The organism is Shewanella sp. AC34-MNA-CIBAN-0136, from assembly GCF_040309945.1.
Classification (GTDB): Bacteria; Pseudomonadota; Gammaproteobacteria; order Enterobacterales; family Shewanellaceae; genus Shewanella.
Map to the genome: position 1 here is coordinate 1 of NZ_JBEOPJ010000039.1, position 2341 is coordinate 2341.

The following is a 2341-nucleotide window of genomic DNA, read 5'->3' on the forward strand; positions in this document are numbered from 1 at the left end:
TCGCTACTGGGCTCGAACCAGTGACCCCCTCCTTGTAAGGGAGGTGCTCTCCCAGCTGAGCTAAGCGACCTGGGATATAATTAACAGTTTTAATCCATAAATAAAAATATGGTGGTCGATACTGGGCTCGAACCAGTGACCCCCTCCTTGTAAGGGAGGTGCTCTCCCAGCTGAGCTAATCGACCTCGCTGTGTGGGGCCGTATTATAGGGGGCAAGCAAAACCTGTCAACGCTTTTTATTTAAAATAATGTCAGTCGGACTAAAATTGTTCGCTTTGATGCTTTGTTGAACAAGGGATTGTGATCAAAAATAAAGAAAATCCAAAAACCTCCCTAGGTTTGAAAGTCCGCCATTTCAACTGCTGGGTTTGACTGTTAGAATAGCGGCACATTTTTTTGTTTGTCTTCTTTAGACGTTTATAAATAGGTTAGTGTCCGATTATGACTACTAAGACGCGTTTTGCTCCAAGTCCAACTGGTTTTCTTCATGTAGGTGGTGCTCGTACAGCACTTTATTCATGGTTGCACGCACGTGCTAACAATGGTGAATTTGTACTTCGTATTGAAGACACTGATATTGAACGTTCAACTCAAGAAGCATGTGATGCCATTCTTGACGGTATGAACTGGTTAGGTTTGACTTGGGATGAAGGTCCTTATTACCAAACTAAACGTTTTGATCGTTACAATGAAATTATTGAGAAAATGCTTGACAAAGGCACTGCATACAAATGCTATTGCTCGCGTGAACGCATTGAGAGCATGCGTGAAGACCAAGCTGCGCAAGGTTTGCAACAGAAATACGACGGTTGTTGTCGTAACCTTGCACCTCGTGATACTGATGAGCCTTTTGTTGTTCGCTTTAAAAACCCAATTGAAGGCAGTGTGATATTTGATGATCACGTTCGTGGTCGAATCGAAATTTCTAACGACATGCTTGATGATTTAATCATTAAGCGTACCGATGGCGTACCAACCTATAATTTCTGTGTTGTAGTAGATGACTGGGACATGGGTATTACCTGCGTTGTACGCGGTGAAGATCATATCAATAACACGCCACGCCAAATCAACATCCTTAAAGCATTAGGCGCACCGATCCCTGAATATGCACATGTGTCGATGATTCTAGGTGACGATGGCGCTAAGCTATCTAAACGTCATGGTGCTGTCGGCGTTATGCAATACCGTGATGACGGGTATCTACCAGAAGCACTATTAAACTATCTTGTTCGCTTAGGTTGGTCTCATGGCGATCAAGAAATATTTTCAATGGACGAGTTGAAAACGCTGTTTAAGTTAGATGATATCAATAAGGCTGCTTCAGCTTTTAATACTGATAAGCTCATTTGGTTAAACCAACATTATATCAAGTCTCTCGATCCTGTTTATGTCGCATCACATTTACAATGGCATATGGATGATCAGAAAATTGATACTAGTAATGGTCCAGCGTTAACTGAAATTGTTACAGCATTATCTGAACGTGCGAAAACATTAAAAGATTTAGCTGCTTCAAGTCGTTACTTCTATGAAGACTTTGCTGATTTTGATGAAGTCCAAGCTAAGAAGCATTTACGTGGCGTGGCACTAGAGCCTTTAACATTGTTCAATCAAAAGTTATCTGAACTAAATGATTGGAGCATAGAGAATATTCACAACGTTATTGAAGCGACAGCGACAGAACTTGATGTCGGCATGGGTAAAGTAGGTATGCCTTTACGCGTTGCGGTTACTGGCGCAGGACAGTCTCCTGCATTAGATTTAACCTTGTTCTTAATCGGAAAAGAAAGATCTGCACAAAGAATATCCAAAGCGATTGAATTTGTAGCAGATAGAATAAATTCCTAAAAAACGAGTTGACACTTTTGGGTATGCTGCATAGAATGCGCCTCGCAGTTGAGACATGATGTTAGTTTTTTCTAGTAGCATATCCAAAAGCATTAAGTAAGAGGGGTTATAGCTCAGCTGGGAGAGCGCTTCGCTGGCAGTGAAGAGGTCCACGGTTCGATCCCGTGTAGCTCCACCACTTACTTAGCAGTCTTTAAGTAGATAATTAGCATTGATGTTTAGCCTACAGACACCAATGAGTATTCACTCGATACAGAGTATAACGTGTCAAATGTGTCCCATTCGTCTAGAAATAGAGCTTAGGACATCGCCCTCTTTGGTTTATAAAGAGTCGGCGGTAACAGGGGTTCGAATCCTTAGGGTTTTGTTCTTCATTATAGGTAATTAGCACTGGTGTTTAGCCTACAGACACTAATGAGTATTCACTCGATACAGAGTATAACGTATCAAATGTGTCCCATTCGTCTAGAGGCCTAGGACACCGCCCTTT

General features: G+C 41.8%; 1 protein-coding gene and 2 tRNA genes. 2 read left to right on the top strand and 1 reads right to left on the bottom strand.

Annotated elements, in window-relative coordinates:
- Positions 1 to 109: 109 nt before the first annotated feature.
- Positions 110 to 185 (bottom strand) — tRNA-Val (locus AAEY94_RS20550).
- Positions 186 to 441: 256 nt separating this feature from the next.
- Here AAEY94_RS20550 and gltX point away from each other — a divergent pair.
- Together gltX and AAEY94_RS20560 are read left to right on the top strand one after the other, a co-directional pair.
- Entirely contained in the window at positions 442 to 1851 is a 1410-nt protein-coding gene (gene gltX, locus AAEY94_RS20555; protein WP_350979891.1) for a glutamate--tRNA ligase, read from the top strand.
- 102 nt (positions 1852 to 1953) lie between these two features.
- Positions 1954 to 2029 (top strand) — tRNA-Ala (locus tag AAEY94_RS20560).
- The last annotated feature ends 312 nt before the right edge of the window (positions 2030 to 2341 follow it).